Origin of the sequence: Butyrivibrio sp. DSM 10294 (assembly GCF_028539135.1) — a bacterium.
GTDB lineage: Bacteria > Bacillota > Clostridia > Lachnospirales > Lachnospiraceae > Butyrivibrio.
In genome coordinates, this window is record NZ_JANSWL010000060.1 from 114,535 (window position 1) to 131,501 (window position 16,967).

At 47.2% G+C, this 16,967-nt stretch carries 13 protein-coding genes; all 13 read left to right on the forward strand.

All coding sequences use genetic code 11. The features are described 5' to 3' along the window. The first annotated feature begins 8 nt into the window (after window positions 1-8). The 13 genes from NXH67_RS05490 (at window position 9) to NXH67_RS05550 (ending at window position 16,960) form a co-directional block, all read left to right on the forward strand. A complete protein-coding gene (locus NXH67_RS05490) occupies window positions 9-656 on the forward strand; it encodes a sugar transferase (protein ID WP_022778590.1) in 648 nt (215 codons plus the stop codon). A gap of 4 nt (window positions 657-660) precedes the next feature. Then, on the forward strand, window positions 661-1,650 hold the full coding sequence (locus tag NXH67_RS05495; RefSeq protein WP_272796699.1) for an ATP-grasp domain-containing protein: 990 nt from the start codon (window positions 661-663) through the stop codon (window positions 1,648-1,650). A gap of 21 nt (window positions 1,651-1,671) precedes the next feature. Beyond that, the gene (locus tag NXH67_RS05500; RefSeq protein ID WP_272796700.1) at window positions 1,672-2,760 is read left to right on the forward strand and encodes a glycosyltransferase family 4 protein; all 1,089 of its coding nucleotides are present in this window, start codon (window positions 1,672-1,674) and stop codon (window positions 2,758-2,760) included. A 218-nt stretch (window positions 2,761-2,978) separates the two neighbouring features. Next, on the forward strand, window positions 2,979-4,295 hold the full coding sequence (locus tag NXH67_RS05505; RefSeq protein WP_272796701.1) for a nucleotide sugar dehydrogenase: 1,317 nt from the start codon (window positions 2,979-2,981) through the stop codon (window positions 4,293-4,295). A gap of 25 nt (window positions 4,296-4,320) precedes the next feature. Then, the gene (locus tag NXH67_RS05510; protein ID WP_022778586.1) at window positions 4,321-5,295 is read left to right on the forward strand and encodes an SDR family oxidoreductase; all 975 of its coding nucleotides are present in this window, start codon (window positions 4,321-4,323) and stop codon (window positions 5,293-5,295) included. Between the two features lie 448 nt (window positions 5,296-5,743). Beyond that, window positions 5,744-6,487 (forward strand): DUF2334 domain-containing protein, encoded by a 744-nt coding sequence (locus tag NXH67_RS05515; protein WP_272796702.1) that lies wholly within the window; start codon window positions 5,744-5,746, stop codon window positions 6,485-6,487. A gap of 752 nt (window positions 6,488-7,239) precedes the next feature. After that, complete coding sequence (locus NXH67_RS05520; RefSeq protein ID WP_022778584.1) at window positions 7,240-8,730, forward strand: glycosyltransferase; 1,491 nt, start codon at window positions 7,240-7,242, stop codon at window positions 8,728-8,730. Between the two features lie 33 nt (window positions 8,731-8,763). Beyond that, window positions 8,764-9,975, forward strand: a complete 1,212-nt coding sequence (locus NXH67_RS05525; protein ID WP_022778583.1) for a glycosyltransferase — start codon at window positions 8,764-8,766, stop codon at window positions 9,973-9,975. 12 nt (window positions 9,976-9,987) lie between these two features. Beyond that, window positions 9,988-11,100 (forward strand): glycosyltransferase, encoded by a 1,113-nt coding sequence (locus NXH67_RS05530; protein ID WP_272796703.1) that lies wholly within the window; start codon window positions 9,988-9,990, stop codon window positions 11,098-11,100. Between the two features lie 96 nt (window positions 11,101-11,196). After that, the gene (asnB, locus tag NXH67_RS05535; RefSeq protein WP_272796704.1) at window positions 11,197-13,077 is read left to right on the forward strand and encodes an asparagine synthase (glutamine-hydrolyzing); all 1,881 of its coding nucleotides are present in this window, start codon (window positions 11,197-11,199) and stop codon (window positions 13,075-13,077) included. A gap of 32 nt (window positions 13,078-13,109) precedes the next feature. After that, window positions 13,110-14,327: a glycosyltransferase gene (locus NXH67_RS05540; RefSeq protein WP_272796705.1), complete on the forward strand. Its 1,218-nt coding sequence runs from the start codon at window positions 13,110-13,112 to the stop codon at window positions 14,325-14,327. Window positions 14,328-14,333: 6 nt separating this feature from the next. Further along, a complete protein-coding gene (locus NXH67_RS05545; protein ID WP_272796706.1) occupies window positions 14,334-15,854 on the forward strand; it encodes an MBOAT family O-acyltransferase in 1,521 nt (506 codons plus the stop codon). Window positions 15,855-15,871: 17 nt separating this feature from the next. Further along, window positions 15,872-16,960, forward strand: a complete 1,089-nt coding sequence (locus tag NXH67_RS05550; RefSeq protein WP_272796707.1) for a hypothetical protein — start codon at window positions 15,872-15,874, stop codon at window positions 16,958-16,960. The last annotated feature ends 7 nt before the right edge of the window (window positions 16,961-16,967 follow it).

Here is a 16,967-nt window from a genome sequence, read left to right on the forward strand (position 1 = left end):
GGATAATCTTGTATAAGAGGTATATAAAGCGATTATTTGATATAATTATTTCATTGGTAATACTACTTCTGTTTTGCTGGCTGTATATTATTCTTGCCATTTTGGTGAGGGTGAAGCTGGGGAGCCCTGTTTTGTTCAAGCAGCCACGCCCGGGCAAGGACGAGAAGATCTTTAACATGTACAAGTTCAGGACCATGACCGATGCCAGGGACTCAGAGGGTAAGCTCCTTCCCGACAAGGACAGGCTAACTTCCTTTGGTAAGTTCCTGAGGAAAACAAGTCTTGACGAGCTTCCGGAGCTCTTTTGCATATTAAAAGGCGATATGAGCTTTATAGGGCCAAGACCTCTTCTGGTTGAGTACCTGCCCTATTACACCGAGAGGGAGAAGCTGCGTCACACCGTTCGCCCCGGACTTACGGGCCTGGCACAGGCCAGCGGACGCAACACCGTTGACTGGGATACGAGGTTTGAGATTGATGCAACCTACGTTGAGAACCTGAGTTTTCTCATGGATCTCAAGGTCATCGGAATGACTTTTAAAACGGTATTTGGCCACACCGACCAGGTGGCAGAGGATACAAACAAGGTCGAAGGCAATTTTGCGCAGATAAGAAAAGAAAGGCTCGAAAGAACCGGAAAGTTGACGAAGGATTAAGTCTATGGAAATTAACATTTTAATCTTAAGTGCAGGAACAAGAAACAAGGTGGTACAGGCCTTCAGAAAAGAGATTGCCAACAACGGCAACGTGATCGCAACGGACTGCTCCAACATTGGCCCTGCTATCTATGATGCAGACAAGGCAGCCATCGTTCCAAGAATCGACGACCCTAAGTACATCGACAGGATCCTTGATATCTGCAAAAAGGAGAAGATCAACGGAGTATTCAGTCTCATCGACCCTGAGCTCTCTCTTCTTGCCAAGAATGCAGACAGGTTCACAGCTATAGGCACAACACCCATCGTGCCTTCCTATGAGCTGTGCGAGACCAGCCTTGATAAATACAAGATGTATGAGATGCTGATCAAGCTTGGCATTCCTACAGCCAAGTGCTATCTGTCCATTGAGGACTTTTTAAATGCAAGAGAAGAGGGTGACATCGATTTTCCTGTATTTGTCAAGCCAAGGAGAGGCAGCGCTTCCATAAATATCAATAAGGTTGAGTCCATGGAGATGCTGACAGCTCTTTTCCACGACTATGACGATCTGATGATCCAGGAATACATGAGAGGTCAGGAGTACGGCGCAGATGTGTACATCGACCTTATCTCCGAGAAGTGCACCTCGATCTTCCTTAAGAAAAAGATCAAGATGAGAGCCGGAGAGACCGACAAGTCCGTATCCGTGATCAATGAGAACATCTTCAAGCAGATCATTTACTTCGTTGAGACCATCGGATATACAGGAATTGTTGACATAGATCTTTTCCATGACGAAGAGAATGACATCTGGTATCTGTCCGAGGTTAACCCGAGATTTGGCGGCGGATATCCTCATGCCTACGAGTGCGGCGTCAATGTGCCCCGTCAGATCATCAGAAACCTCAAGGGCGACGAGAACCCCATAAGGATCGGTGATTACAGAGAAGGTGTATACATGATGAAATACAATGAGATCTGCGTAATGCCCGAGGAAAGGCTTCTTAGATAATTAGGGAAAAAGGTGATATTTATGCCAAAGGCACTTATACTTGGAAACTCCTCCAGTGGTCTCTATGACTTCAGGAACGAGTTGCTACTGAAACTGTTGGAGGAAGGCTACGATGTTGTGCTCAGCCTTCCCGATGAAATGAAGACCGCGCAGCTTACGGAAGAGGGCTGCAGGGTCATCCATACAGATATTAACAGAAGAGGCGTCAATCCTATTCAGGATATGGCGCTTGTTCGCGCTTATAAAAAGCTTATCAAAGAGGAGCGTCCGGACATCGTTCTGACCTATACGATCAAGCCCACCATCTATGGCGGATACGTCTGCCAAAAGCTGAAGGTGCCTTATATCTGCACCATCACGGGACTTGGATCAACCTTCGAAAGGGGCGGAGTACTGCTTAAGCTCATAGTCACCATGTACAAGACAGCGCTTAAGAAATGCAAATGCCTGGTGTTCCAGAACGATGCCAACAGAGCTATTTTTGAGCAACACGGAATAAAGGCTCGGAAGCACATTACCGTGAGCGGCTCAGGAGTTAATCTTGAGAAGCACCGTTTTGAAGAGTATCCGGGACATAAGGACGACATCACGAGATTTCTGTATATCGGACGCCTTATGAAGGAAAAGGGCACCGATGAATATCTATACGCTGCAAAAAAGCTCCATGAGAAGTACGGCGACAAGGTTTCAATCTGCGCCATAGGCTATTTTGACGACGACTATGAGGCTCAGGTCAAAGAGGCAGAAAAGCTCGGATATTTCAAGATGATCCCCTATCAGAAGGACATTCATCCTTATATAAGAGAGGCAGATGCCATCGTTCACCCTTCCTATCACGAGGGAATGAGCAACGTCCTGATGGAGGCAGCAGCCACCGGAAGACCCGTGATCGCATCGGACATCAGCGGATGTAAAGAGACAGTTAACCGTGACGTGTCGGGAATCTTGTTCAGGTCAAGGGATAAAGAAGCACTGTTTGCAGCCATGGACAGATTCATGGGATTGTCTGTGGAAGAGAGGCAGGCAATGGGAGCTGCCGGCAGAAAATGGGTGGAGGAACACTTTGACAGGAAGAAGGTTGTTGAGGCGTATATGAGAGAGATTTCATGAGAGGTGGACGGTTGTGAGTCAATGGGGACGGTTGTGAGTCAATGGGGACGGTTCTTGCTGACTCGCTCCGTGAGTCAGCGAGAACCGTCCCCATTGACTCGCAACCGTCCCCATTGACTCACAACCGTCCAAATTTTGATAAGATTGACAAGAGTAGTATAATATCCTATGTATGTAAAAAAATAGATACAGAAACATTTAAGTGTGGAGGAAACACGATGAGTTTATATGAGAAGCTCCTTGCGGGCGAAGAAAAGCTGTCACTGGTAGGACTTGGATATGTCGGCATGCCTATAGCAGTTGCTTTTGCAAAGAAAATCAAGGTTGTAGGATATGATTTTAACGCAGCCAAGGTTGATCTGTATAAAAAGGGAATCGATCCCACAAGAGAAGTGGGCAATGATGCCATCAAGGAGACAACAGTTGAATTTACTGCTGATCCCGAGAAGCTTCGTGAGTGTAAGTTCCATGTTGTTGCGGTACCTACACCCGTTAATGATGATCATACACCGGATCTTTCACCGGTTGAGGGCGCAAGCCGTACTCTTGGTAAATATCTCACCAAGGGTTCAATTGTAGTATATGAATCAACAGTATATCCCGGAGTAACAGAGGATATCTGTGTTCCCATCCTTGAGGAGGAGTCCGGACTTAAGTGCGGCGTAGATTTCAAGGTTGGATATTCACCTGAGCGTATCAACCCCGGTGACAAGATTCACAGACTCGATACCATCACCAAGATCGTATCAGGCATGGATGAGGAGACCCTTGAAGAAGTAGCCAACATCTATCAGCTGGTTGCTCTTGCAGGCGTATACAAGGCACAGTCCATCAAGGTTGCAGAGGCAGCCAAGGTTATCGAGAATTCACAGCGTGATATCAACATCGCTTTCATGAATGAGCTGTCCATTATTTTCCATAAGATGGGCATCGATACCAAGAGCGTTCTTGACGCAGCAGGAACCAAGTGGAACTTCCTTAAGTTCTTCCCCGGACTTGTTGGCGGACACTGCATCGGTGTAGATCCTTACTATCTCACCTACAAGGCAGAGGAGCTGGGCTATCATTCACAGATCATCCTCTCCGGAAGACGTATCAACGACGATATGGGCAAATATGTGGCAGAGTCAGCAGTTAAGAGACTTATTGCCAATGATATTCCTGTTAAAAACGCTAAGGTGGCTATCCTTGGATTTACCTTCAAGGAGAACTGCCCCGATACCCGTAACACCAAGATCATCGACATCTACAACGAGCTTGGCGAGTACGGCATCACACCTGTTGTAGTAGATCCTCAGGCTGATTCAGATGAGGCTAAGAGACTCTACGGCATTGAGTTCAACTCTTTTGACGACCTTAAGAATATGGATCTTGTGATCATGGCAGTATCTCACGAGGAGTTCAAGAAGCTTAAGCCCGCAGATATCGCAGGATATTACAATCCTTCACATAAGACCAAGATCTTCATGGATCTTAAGGCCGTATATAATCTTGAGGATTACAAGGCTCCTGAGTTTGATTACTGGAGACTTTAATTTAGTTTTGAAAGGATAAACATTTATGAGTTTCAAAGAGTTAAAATTTCCTGAAGATTCTGTTTTCCTGGTAACAGGCGGAGCAGGCTTCATCGGTTCCAATATTTGTGAGGCGCTTCTTGATATGGGCTATACCGTTAGATGTATGGATAACCTGTCCACAGGCCATATTGAGAACATCCAGCCTTTTATGAGCAATCCGAAGTTTACTTTCCTTGAGAAGGACATCAGAGACCTTGATGCCTGCATGGAAGCAACCAGGGGTGTTGACTATGTACTTAACGAGGCAGCCTGGGGCTCAGTTCCCAGAAGTATCGAGATGCCTCTTTTGTACGAGGAGATCAATATCAGAGGAACTCTTAACATGATGGAGGCTTCAAGACAGAACGGAGTAAAGAAGTTCGTTTATGCTTCCAGCTCCTCTGTATACGGCGATTCCACAGTGCTTCCCAAGAAGGAAGGTCAGGAAGGCAACGTACTGTCACCTTATGCTCTTACCAAGAAGACAGATGAAGAGTACGGCAAACTCTACAAGAAGCTCTACGGCCTTGATACCTACGGCCTTAGATATTTCAACGTATTCGGAAGAAGACAGGATCCCAACGGAGCTTATGCCGCTGTTATCCCTAAGTTCCTTCGTCAGCTTATGAACGGCGAGACACCTACAATTAACGGCGACGGCAAGCAGTCTAGAGATTTCACTTATGTAGACAACGTTATCGAAGGAAACCTTCGTGCCTGCCTTGCATCCTCAGATGCAGCAGGAGAAGCCTACAACATCGGAGCCGGCGGAAGAGAGTTCCTTATCGATGTTTATCATCATCTTACAGATGCCCTTGGCATGGATGTAGAGCCAATCTTCGGACCACCTCGCGCAGGCGATATCCGTGATTCCAACGCCGACATCACCAAGGCACGCGAGAACCTCGGCTATGACCCTTCTTATGACTTCAAGGCAGGAATTGAACTTGCCATCGAGTGGTACAAAGCCAACCTGTAAATTTATATAGGACGGACAATACTGACAGAGCGTGGCTGACTGGTTTGCAGTAATAAAGATTTTGTCATAACCCATCGGGAATTTATGGCACCCCATCCAGCAAGTCCTTCTCGTTTCACACCTGTTCAGAACAGTCGAAGGACTTACTGTCTGCGGCGCTCATAAATTCACCTCAGTGTTATAAGACAAAATTTTTATTACTGCAAGCCACCCATCCACGCTCTGTCAGCATTGTCCTGTGTATAGATAACTTACAGGAATTGATAAAGTGTACTCTCGGCTGCGTTCTTAACATCAATCCTTGGGGGATGGGTTAAGGATGGGGATTTTTGGGGAGTTGTCAGGAAGGATTCATTAAGCTTGGGAGATTCGGGCATGAGGAATGTATCAGGCTGTGGGGATGAGGCGAAAATATAGATTCAGTATGATATAATCAAAGGGAATTTGGATGAGAATTAGTATTCGAATGGATGATATAACTCCGGATATGGACTGGGCTAAGTTTGAGCGGTTCAAGGCTATACTTGATAAGCATGGCGTTAAGCCCCTTATCGGAGTGGTACCTGATAATAAGGACAGAAAGCTGCAGATTCAGACACCAAGGAAAGGCTACTATGAATATCTGAAGCTCCTTGAAGAAGAGGGCTGGCTTATTGCCATGCACGGCTTCAACCACCTCTATACCACAAGAAAGGGCGGAATATTCCCTCTTAATCACAAATCAGAATTCGCAGGCCTCTCTCTTTCAGAGCAGGACAAGATGATCAGAGACGGCAAGCGTATTCTTAGAACCAACGGAATTAACACCGACTTTTTCATGGCACCGTCACATTCCTATGACAAGAACACTCTTGTCGCTTTGAAAAAGAACGGTTTTACCAAGATAACAGATGGCTTCGGCACACGTCCCTATGAGATGAACGGCATCACCTTCTATCCCATCTCAGTCAGCAAGGGCAAGAGCCTGAAAGACACCTCCGACGGTATGGTGACCTTCGTCTATCACGCAAACACCATGACAGACAAGGATTTTGACTCCTTCGAGAAACTTTTCGACAAGGCAGAAGTTGTTTCCTATTCAGACTTCTTGAACATAGACGCCGAAAAGCAGACCTTCGCTGCGGAGATTAAGGAATACCTGACAGCTACAGCTAAGTATTATGCTGTAAAGTTACGCAAGCTGATCAAGTGATAGATTGAATGAGTAACTGAGTGAATGAGTGAATGAGTGCTGAAAGGGTGATGGCTGACATGGTTATTGCTACGAATGCCGGACGCCATCCTTGACATTCATAAACCAGCATGTAGCCATACATCTACCGATGGCGAAAGACTCATGAGCAGCTGCAATCATTCTCCATCGGGCAACTCAGTGTAACATGCTGTTTTCTGAACATCAAGGACAAGCCATGCAAGCATGGTGGCTGCATACATTACCTCCGGCTCCAGATCTTTGAGCAGGCTGAAAAAGATTGCGGCCAGGTTGACGAAACGAGATTTGACTCTATCAAAAGATTGCGGCCAGATTGACGAAACGAGATTTGACTCTATCAAAAGATTGCGGCCAGGTTGACGAAACGAGATTTGACTCTGACAAAAGATTGCGGCCAGATTGACGAACTATATTTATATGTAACCAAAAAGTGTAGGCGTGATTAAGGCTTCAGCTTGCATAAACAACAAAGAATCGGATTAAATGCACAGGTTTGCACCGTAGCCGGGATTTGGAATGCATATTTTATGCGATTTCAAAGCTACGGAGATCAGACCAGTATCCCAAGTGCCTTATGCACGCAGGGATACACGCTTTGGGCTGAGCGAAGTGTTCAGCTTTGTGAGCAGAAAATGTGCATTTCAAATCCCGGCTACGGTGCAAACCGTCCGGGCAACTAATACACTCCCGGGTAATCAATACGCTACCGGGGAGGAAAATAGTGAGGAATTATGGAATACGGTTATGGGCAGATAAGAATACTGCATGTCCTTGGGGGACTTGGGGTTGGCGGCGCAGAGTGCCGCATTATGGATCTGTACAGGAATATGAACAGGGATAAGATTCAGTTCGATTTCCTGGTGCATTATAGCCCCGAAAAGACTGGAAAAAAGAGTCCGACTTCTGATGAACTGATGGCAGTCAGGGAGCCGGACTATTTTGATAATAGCGTTAAAAAACTCGGAGGGAGAATTTTCTGTCTCCCTAAATTTGTCGGCACAAATATCAATGAATACAAAGCCGCCATCAAGCAATTTTTCAAGGAACACGAAGGAGAGTGGAAGGTTGTCCAGGGCCATATGACCAGCACCGCAGCCATCTACCTTCCCATTGCCAAGAAGGCAGGTGTTCCCATCACAATAGCCCATGCCAGAAGCGCCGGTGTAGACGCAGGCGTCAAGGGCCTTGCCACCAAGTTCTTCCGCTCGCCTCTTCAGAAGGAAGGTTCCACAGATTGGAACTTTGCTTGTTCCAGGGAGGCCGGCTACTCGGTATTTGGCAAGAATCTCATGGATATCGGCAGTGTCCGCATCATTCCCAACGCAATCGATCTTGGGCATTTCGCTTACGACGAGGAAAAGAGAAATGTACTTCGTAAGGAACTTGGAGTCTCCAATGCCCTTGTAATAGGACATGTGGGGAGCTTTAGATATGCCAAGAACCACGAATTCTTATTAACAGTATTTGCCAACGTATGTCGTCTTCTTGATAACGACGACCTTAACCAATACACCATACTCCATGGCATGCGCATAAGACTCCTTATGCTGGGCAAGGGCCCACTCATGGAGGATATGAAGAAGCTTGCTGACAAGCTCCACATCGCCGACAGATGCATTTTTGCGGGAAATAAGAGTAATGCCAGCGATTATTATCAGGCTATGGACTATTTCTGCTTCCCTTCAAGATATGAGGGGCTTCCCGGAAGCGTTGTTGAGGCGCAGGCAGCAGGACTTCAGTGCCTGGTGTCAGACTCTGTAACACCGGAAGTTAACGCAACAGAGCTGGTGTCCATGATGAGCATTAACTCAGAGGCAAGGGACTGGGCAAGAAAGATCATTGATGACCTTATGCTCCACGAGGACTACGGCTCACAGCCCCTTATGGAGGAGATCAAGCTCAATCAGACCCTTACAGCTATAACAGGAGAGAGAAGAGAGAGCATTTTTGAAACCGACGATACTCCCGATATGGACCTTCTTGACAAGGATACGGGCTTTGATACCCTCAATACCATGACAGAGGAAGAGCGTCAGGAATTTGCCCAGATGGCAATAAGGGAGAAGGTTCCCGGAAACAGAATGCACAGAAGCATCGAGTATTCCATCGGTGACAGGAGCCAGTCCTCCAAGTACATCATTAACAAGCTCAGAAATGCCGGATTTGACGTCAAGCTCCAGGCAAGAGAACTGGAATATTTCTATGAACACGGACATTTTTGATAAGAGTCCATATTTACACAAGAGGAAGATCTAATGGATAAAGCCAAAAAGAACCTGCTCCTTATGGTGCCAATGCTGCACCAGGGCGGCTTTGAGAGGGTATGTGTCAAAACGGCCCGTCTCATGCAGGATTTTTACAATGTACATATCGTGATCTTCAGCTCCAAGGACATCAACTACGATGTGACGGGACTGGATGTAATTGACATAGATGTGCCCGCCAGGAAGGGCATCGTCAACAAGGTACTTAACGTATTTAAGAGGGTAAAAAAGGTTAAGAAGCTTAAAAGAGACCTAGGCTGCGATATCGCCTACAGCTTTGGCTCCAGCGCCAACTACGTAAATGTACTGTCGGGCGGCCCGGGCAAGGTACTGACCGGACTTCGTTGTCAGACCGACATGGAGAACCCAAGGCAGCTTCGCCTTTTCTGCAGAAAATCAGATCAGGTTCTGTCCTGTTCCAAAGAGATCGTAAGACAGCTCCTTGCTGATTATAACTATGATAAGAGCACCTATATCTACAATCCGCTGGATATTGAGGACATAGAGAAACATGCGGCAGAGCCTGCAAACGACATACCCTTCGCTGCAGGGAGAGCAGAGGGCAATGTCAAAGTCATCTCCTGCACAGGAAGAAACGACTACATCAAAGGCATCTGGCATCTCGTCAAAGCCTTTTATCTGGTTCAGCAGCGTCACCCCGAGGTTCGCCTTGCCGTATACGGAGCCGGCGACTGGTCAGGCTACAAGGAAATGGCAGAGAAGCTTGGAATTGCGGACAAGACCGCTTTTCCCGGTGTTAAGAAAAATGTATTTCCCTATGTGGCAGCTTCGGACATATATGTCTGCAGTTCCAACCACGAGGGATTTCCCAATTCGGTCCTTGAGGGAATGGCACTCAGAAAGCCCCTTGTCAGCGCCGATTGTAAGACAGGTCCCAGGGAGATCCTATTGTCAGACAGCGAGTATGAAGAGCTGATAAAGAGGAAACCCGACGGCAGCAGTACCGACAAGGTTATTGAAGGTGCCTACGGAATCCTTGTTCCCGATATGAGCCCTGAAGTTAACATGGATCCTGAGGTCATCACCGATGAAGAGAAGGTCCTTGCAGGGGCGATAATAAGGCTCCTTGATGATGAGGCTCTATTCAAGAGCTATTCAGACAAGGCCTATGAGAGAGCACTTTTTTACACGCCTGAAAAATACAGAGATGCCATACACTCAGTGCTGTCACACTACGAATAACAGGAAGAACATATGAAGAGCATAGCATTTCATTTAAACTGTCTGTGCCAGGGCGGCGCCGAGCGTGTTGTGTCCAATCTTGCCAACCGCTTCGCCAAGGAGGGCTACAAGGTCTATGTGGCCACCGAATGGACAGACGAAAACGAATTTGAACTTGTTCCCGAGGTCACCAGAGTTCACGTGGGACTTCGCCCCGAGGATGAGAAAAAGGGCAGGGTAACCAAGTTCCTATTAAGAGTTAAATATCTTAAAGAATTCACCAGGAAGTACAATCCCGACATCCTGGTAGCCTTCGCCCACAGAGCCAATTACAGAGCTCTCATGGCGGCCGGAAACAGTGATATTCCGGTAGTACTGTCCGTGAGGATCAACCCCATCGGCTACTACGATGCCTTTTCAGATAAGATCCAGATCAAATGGCTCTTTCCAAAGGCTGCGGGCTGCGTGTTCCAGACAAAGGAGCAGAGGGATTTCTTTAAACCCTACCTGCAGGACAATTCAAGAGTTATAATTAATCCGATAAATCCTAAGTATTTTGGTGTCACACATCCTGAAAACAAGGAAAAATGCGTGATGCACCATGCAAGACTTGTGGACTTCAAGAACCAGCCTATGCTGGTCAGAGCATTTCTCAAGGTTCATGAGAAGCACCCGGATTATCAGCTCAAGATCTTCGGACCTGATTCCCAGGACGGAACCAAGGAAATCCTGGAACAGCTGATTGTGGAGAATAGCGCTCAGGACTACATCCATCTCATGGGACCCTGCAGCGAGCTTGAAAAAGAGATTCCAAAGGGTGAGGTATATGCCTATTCCTCAGACTACGAGGGAATGCCCAATTCGCTCCTTGAAGCCATGGCCATGGGAATGCCGGTGGTATCAACGGATTGTCCCTGCGGCGGCCCCAGAGCGGTTATAAGGGATGGGGAGAACGGATTCCTTATTCCTGTGGGAGATGAAGAGGCTCTTACAGACCGCATCTTAAGGCTCATTGAGGACAAGGAGCTGGCAAGTCGCTTTGGAGAAGAGGCAAGAAAAATTGAACAGGTAGCCGGCGAGGATGCCATCTTTTATCAGTGGAAAGAGTATCTTGAGTCGGTCTATGATAATGCCACAAAGAAGTAAGATCACACTGATACCAAAAGCAACGATAGATAACAATAGTAGAAATCAGCAATAGATAACAGCAACAGAAACCAACGATAGGAAACGAGCAGCTACATGTGCGGAATTTGCGGATATATTTCCAGAAACAGAATAACTGAAGAAGAGCTACGGATCATGAACGATACCATGTATCATCGTGGCCCCAATGACAGCGGCGTTGAGATCTACGAGGGAAAGGACGGCTACAGTATCGGCTTTGCCCAGAGGCGTCTCTCAATCCTTGATCTGTCACCTTTGGGTCACCAGCCCATGCATTCGGCGGACGGAAGGCTCACAATCACCTATAACGGAGAGATCTACAACTTTTTGGAGCTGAAAAAAGAGCTCTCCGATTATCCTTTTAAATCAACCTGCGACACAGAGGTCATCCTTGCAGCCTATCTTAAATGGGGCATCGACATGGTGGACCACATCAGCGGAATGTTCGCCATGGCGATCTATGACAGGGATACTCAGGACGTATATCTTGTCCGTGACCGCATAGGCAAGAAGCCTCTTTTCTACTGGCTTGACGGAGAGAACATCGTTTTTGCCTCAGAGCTTAAGCCCATTATGAAGTGCCCCGGATTCAAGGGGGAGATCAGGCGCGAGCTGATTCCAAGGTTTTTGTTCCAGCAGTATATCATCGCTCCGGACACGGTCTTCAAGGATGTGTACAAGCTTGAAGCCGGCGGAGTTCTGAAGTTCCATAACGGAGAGATCAAGAAGTGGAAATACTGGGATATCAAAAAGGTATACGCAGAGAAGTCCCGGGAGCCTGTAAGAAGCTATGAGGAGGCTAAAGAGGGCCTAAAGGAGAGACTTAAGAAGTCTGTTGCGGACAGAATGATAGCGGACGTTCCTCTGGGAACTTTTTTGTCAGGAGGTTATGATTCCTCACTGGTTACAGCTATCGCTCAGGAGCATTCGAATCAGCCTGTTAAGACTTTCTGCATAGGCTTTGACGTTCCGAGATACAACGAGGCGGAATATGCCAAGGAAGTGGCACGGCACCTTGGCTGTGATCATACGGAGCTGTACATTTCCGAGAAGGAGATGTTTGAGCTTGTCAGCAGCATTCCCCAGTACTACGACGAGCCCTTTGCGGACAATTCCCAGATCCCGTCCATGCTGGTAAGTAAGCTGGCCAAAAACGATGTGACGGTAGCCCTGTCAGGAGACGGCGGAGATGAGTTCTTCTGCGGCTACAACATATATGACAACGTGGCTCAGGCTCAGATGCTGGAGATTCCCGGAGCCATTGCCTACGGCGTGGGTCAGATTCCTGTGGGCGGCGGCAAGCTCCTTGATAAGATGCCCTTCAGAGTAAGGGTTGTGGCAAATAACAGAGATAAACAGACCAAGACCCAGCTGGTGTCCGGCAGCTATATAGAAGCGGCAGCAGCCTTCGTGGATACAAGGGATATAACTCCTATTCTGTACCCCTTTGAGAGTAGCTACGGAGTTAACAATTTCCAGGTAAGGCGTATGCTCCTTGATATGGATACTTACCTTCCCGAGGACATTCTGGTGAAGATGGACAGAGCTTCCATGAAGTACTCACTGGAGTCCAGATGCCCTATCATGGATACTGAGGTTATGGAGTATTCCTTCAGGATCCCTCACAAGTTCAAGTACTGCAAGGGCGACAAGAAGCACATCCTCAAGGATATCGCCTACGACTATATTCCAAGAGAGCTCCTGGAGAGACCCAAGACCGGCTTTGGAGTTCCCATGGACGAGTGGCTCAGGGGTCCTCTTAAGGAGCAGCTCCTTGACTTCAGCAGCACTTCTTTTCTTAAGAAACAGGGAATATTCGACAGCGATTATGTTTCGAAATTTATAAATGACTACGTGGTAAAAGGAGACGGCGGCCCCGCAACAGGAGCTAACTTTAGCAAGATTGCCTGGTCCTTCTTCATTTTCCAGCAGTGGTACAGTTTTTATAATATCTGATCATATTAAAATTACAGGCTAAGGAGAATACATTGACTAACCCCGTTAAAAAGGACAAACCTCATATCGCCATGTACATCGGATCCCTTCAGAAGGGCGGCGCAGAGCGCGTCATGGTTAATCTTGCGGATTACTTTTTTGAACAAGGCTATAAGGTGTCACTGGTTACGACCTATCTGGCACCGGAGGAATATGAGGTTAAGCACGCAGCCTGGAAGGTAGTTCCTGCAGGGCACGACGGCGCAGTCCTTGTAGCCGATACGGAGGAAGGTCCTGCCTGGGTGGATCCTGAGGGGAATGAGCCCGGCGGAATCAGGAGATATTTTTCCGCACTGCTAAGAAGCGAACAGGAGGGGAGAGTCAAGAACCTCAAGAAAAGGAGCGACAAGCTCACTGCGATCTGGAAAGAGCTTAAGCCGGATCTGGTCCTTAGCTTTATCGGCAAAAACAATATCATGGCACTGTCCACCGCCACCAGAGAGGATATCAAGGTGGTGGTATCGGTGAGAGCTGACCCCCACATGGAGTACGACACCATGACTCTTAAGAGCGGAATGCTGGCTACCTTCGGCAAGGCAGCAGGTGTGGTGGTTCAGACCGAGGATGCCAAGAAGTTTTTTCCTCCGCATATCAGAAAAAAATGTACTATCCTTCCCAATGCCATCAATCCGGCATTTCTTCGTAAGCGCTATGTGGGCGACAGAGAGGGCAGCATCGTAATGGTGGGAAGACTTGATGAGAACAAGAATCACGCCATGGTTATGGAGGTCTTTGCAGAGGTAGTTAAGGAAGGCTACAAGAACCTGGTGTTCAAGATCTACGGCGATGGCCCCGACAGGCTGAAGCTCCAGCGCAAGGCCATAGCCCTCGGAATAGACAAAAATGTAGTATTCGTAGGAATGGTCAGCAACGTGGCAGAACATATCGAGAAGGCTGACCTCTTTGTCCTTGCTTCCAGACAGGAAGGAAGTCCCAACGCCCTTATTGAAGCCATGGCACTGGGTCTTCCCTGCATTTCCACGGACTGCCCCTGCGGCGGACCTAGGGACCTTATTAAGGATGGCGAGAACGGCATTCTCATCCCTGTGGATGACAAGGCTGCTCTCAAGGCAGCAATGCTCAGGATCCTGGGTGACAAGGACTTTGCGGAAAAGATCGGTATTAATGCCACCAAGGTACAGGAGAAATACTCTCCCGAGGCATCCTACAGGAAATGGGAAGAATATTTTCAAGGTATCCTGAAAGGGTAAGTTTTTATGCAGTTTAATTCATATATTTTCATATTGTTTTTTCTGCCCCTTACGCTTATTGGGTACTTCGGACTTCACAGGCTGGGCATGGAAAAGCCGGCTAAGATATATCTGCTTGTGATGTCGCTGTGGTTCTACGACTATTTTAACGTGTTGTACCTTATCGCCATCAGCCTTAGCATAGTAGCCAACTACTGCTTCGCAAAAGGGATTAAGGACAGCGGCGGCAAGACAAGAAAAACCGTGCTTACGATGGGGATTCTCTTTAACGTAGGCATGATCTTTTATTTTAAATACAAGAATTTCTTTATAACCAATATCAATGCAGCCTTCGGAACGGATTTCAATATGCGAAATGTGTTCCTGCCCATTGGTATCAGTTTCTTTACCTTCCAGCAGATCGCCTTTCTCGTGGATGTATACAAAGGAAATACAAGTGGGGATGATTTTGTGGACTATGCGCTGTTTGTGTCCTTTTTCCCACAGCTGGTGCAGGGCCCTATAGTGCTGCATTCCCAGATTATTCCGCAGTTTAATGACAGCAAGAATTACAGAGTAAATTACGATAACCTCTCCAGGGGACTTATGATGTTCACAAGGGGCCTTGCCAAGAAGGTGCTTATCGCAGATATGTTCGCAGGGGCTGTGGACTACGGCTTTACCCAGGCAGGGATCATCGCTGTGGGTGAGGGTGCGCTGACACCGCCGGAGATCCTTATTGTGATGCTGGCTTATACTTTCCAGATATACTTTGACTTCTCGGGCTACAGCGATATGGCGATCGGTGTTTCATCTATGTTCAATATTGAGTTGCCGATGAACTTTGGTTCGCCCTACAAGGCACTGTCCATCACGGATTTCTGGAAGCGGTGGCACATGTCACTTACAAACTTCCTGACCAGATATATCTACATTCCCCTTGGCGGCAACAGAAAGGGAACCGCAAGGACCTATCTCAACATCATGACCGTGTTCCTGATAAGCGGTATCTGGCACGGCGCCAACTGGACTTTCATCCTCTGGGGCGTAATTCACGGATTCTTCCAGTGCATCAACAGAGCAGGGAAGGGACTGTATGAGAGTATAGTGTCGGGGGCAAAAAAGCTGCCGGCGGCTCCTGTATTTACCGGCATTATCAAGGCTGTATCCTGGCTTGTGACCTTCATTATCGTAAATGTGGCATGGCTCCTGTTCAGGTCAGATAGCATTACCCAGTTCATTCAGCTGATGAAGAGACTTACGGTATATAACTACGATATCAGGACAGAGCTTCTTGAGAGCTTCAGAATACCAAAGATAAGGTATCTGTTCGCAGCTGTCGGAGCGGATCCTTCGGATATGTTCACCCTTGGATTCTGTACTGTAGCTGTGATGGCAGCATCCCTGGTGATGGTACTGTTTTTCCCAAATACGGGAGAGTGCAGGTACAGGAAAAATATATCGAATGTCATCGTAACAAGCGTGATATTCGTTATCTGCGTGGTGTCACTTAGCAGAGTCTCCACGTTTTTGTATTCTAATTTCTGATTGTTTTGAGGATTGTGATGACAGGCAAAAAATTCTTTTTATCAAGCCTCATATTGATTATTGCAGTGTTGGCGGTGCTGGCGGGTACCGTCTTCGTTGTGGACCCCTTTTTCCATTACAGGGCTCCCAATCCGGATCTATATTACAGGCTCTATGACCAGAGATCTCAGAACGACGGCATTACAAGGCATTTCTATTATGACAGCATTGTTACGGGAACCTCTATGGCTGAGAATTTCAAGACTTCACGGTTTGATGATGCCATGAATACCAGGTCTGTCAAGGTGTGCTACTCAGGTGCAACCTACAAGGAGATTAACGATAATCTGAAGGTAGCTTTTGAATCCGGCCACAGCGTCAGATACGTATTAAGGCCCCTTGATTATTCTCTTTTATTCAGAGATAAGGATGTACTTCGAGAGGATATGGGTGATTATCCGGATTATCTCACGGACCGCAACCCCTTCAACGATGTGAAGTATCTGCTGAACAGGGACGTTGTCATCAATTATACGCTGCCTGTTCTGGGACATATGGTAAAAGGCGATGCGGCGGGATATACCGATTTTGATGAATACAGCTATACAGACAATGACAACGTGTATGGCAGAGAATATGTGCTGATGGGTATTACCGGTTTTGATGCGCCCCAGCAGGAGGAGGTCAATCCGAGAGCTATGGCCACTCTTCAGGGTAATATCGAACAGAACGTGGTAGCCCTTGCAAGGAACCATCCGGAGACCACTTTCATTTATTTCTTCCCGCCCTATTCCATGGCTTACTGGGGAAGTATCAGAAGCGAAGGGGCTCTCGCAGCTATGCTGGAGGGCAAAAAAGCTGCCATAGAGCAGATGCTGGAATGCGACAACATCCATATTTACAGCTTCTCTTTTTATACCGACATCACCGGAAACCTTGATAATTACAGGGATCCGGCCCATTACTGCGCTGAGATCAATGACCTTTTGATGGACAAAATGACACAGGCAGAGGTTTCAGGAGAGGCCACATATGATAGAATAACCAAAGATAACTACAAGCAGTATCTGGAGGATGAAAAAGAGCTGTTTGAAAACTACGATTACAACAAGCTCCTTGCAAACTAGGGGGAGA

What these genes read in the sequence shown, in the direction of transcription:
- NXH67_RS05495 (WP_272796699.1), top strand. Translation starts at nt 661, where the DNA reads ATGGAAATTAACATTTTAATCTTAAGTGCAGGAACAAGAAACAAGGTG.
- NXH67_RS05500 (WP_272796700.1), top strand. Translation starts at nt 1,672, where the DNA reads ATGCCAAAGGCACTTATACTTGGAAACTCCTCCAGTGGTCTCTATGAC.
- NXH67_RS05505 (WP_272796701.1), top strand. Translation starts at nt 2,979, where the DNA reads ATGAGTTTATATGAGAAGCTCCTTGCGGGCGAAGAAAAGCTGTCACTG.
- NXH67_RS05510 (WP_022778586.1), top strand. Translation starts at nt 4,321, where the DNA reads ATGAGTTTCAAAGAGTTAAAATTTCCTGAAGATTCTGTTTTCCTGGTA.
- NXH67_RS05515 (WP_272796702.1), top strand. Translation starts at nt 5,744, where the DNA reads ATGAGAATTAGTATTCGAATGGATGATATAACTCCGGATATGGACTGG.
- NXH67_RS05520 (WP_022778584.1), top strand. Translation starts at nt 7,240, where the DNA reads ATGGAATACGGTTATGGGCAGATAAGAATACTGCATGTCCTTGGGGGA.
- NXH67_RS05525 (WP_022778583.1), top strand. Translation starts at nt 8,764, where the DNA reads ATGGATAAAGCCAAAAAGAACCTGCTCCTTATGGTGCCAATGCTGCAC.
- NXH67_RS05530 (WP_272796703.1), top strand. Translation starts at nt 9,988, where the DNA reads ATGAAGAGCATAGCATTTCATTTAAACTGTCTGTGCCAGGGCGGCGCC.
- asnB (WP_272796704.1), top strand. Translation starts at nt 11,197, where the DNA reads ATGTGCGGAATTTGCGGATATATTTCCAGAAACAGAATAACTGAAGAA.
- NXH67_RS05545 (WP_272796706.1), top strand. Translation starts at nt 14,334, where the DNA reads ATGCAGTTTAATTCATATATTTTCATATTGTTTTTTCTGCCCCTTACG.
- NXH67_RS05550 (WP_272796707.1), top strand. Translation starts at nt 15,872, where the DNA reads ATGACAGGCAAAAAATTCTTTTTATCAAGCCTCATATTGATTATTGCA.